Raw genomic sequence first — 643 nt, forward strand, 5'->3', positions numbered from 1 at the left:
GGACGACGTCCCCTCCGACCTCCATGAGGAGGCGGTCTTCGACGCCTTTGTGGCCTGGGCCGCCGATCAGGGCCTCAGTCTGTACCCGGCGCAGGAGGAGGCGGTCCTCGAGGTAGCGGCGGGCAGTCACGTCGTCCTGGCCACCCCGACGGGCTCGGGCAAGTCCCTCGTGGCGCTGGGCGCGCACTTCTCCGCGATGGCCAGGGGGGTCCGCAGCTACTACACCGCCCCGATCAAGGCCCTGGTCAGCGAGAAGTTCTTCGCGCTGTGCACGGTGTTCGGCGCCGAGAACGTGGGGATGCTCACCGGCGACGCGTCGGTGAACCCGCACGCCCCGATCGTCTGTGCCACCGCCGAGATCGTCGCGAACATCGCCCTCCGCGAGGGGGCCGACGCGGACATCGGCCAGGTGGTGATGGACGAGTTCCACTACTACTCGGATCCCGACCGGGGCTGGGCCTGGCAGGTCCCGCTCATCGAGCTGCCCGACACGCAGTTCCTGCTGATGTCCGCCACGCTGGGCGACGTGGACTGGCTGCTCGAGGACCTGCGCCGCCGCACCGGGCGCGAGTCCACCCTCGTCGGCGGCACCGACCGGCCCGTTCCCCTGTCGTTCGAGTACGTCCTCGCCGGGGTGCAGGAG

Annotated in this window: 1 protein-coding gene; it reads left to right on the forward strand. The window is 70.6% G+C overall.

The annotated features are described in order from the left end of the window. Nucleotides 1-49: 49 nt before the first annotated feature. Nucleotides 50-643 (forward strand): DEAD/DEAH box helicase (locus tag B4M60_RS14520; RefSeq protein WP_291085718.1); only part of this gene is annotated, 594 nt, incomplete at its 3' end.

It is taken from the genome of Dietzia sp. UBA5065 (assembly GCA_002415925.1).
GTDB lineage: Bacteria > Actinomycetota > Actinomycetes > Mycobacteriales > Mycobacteriaceae > Dietzia.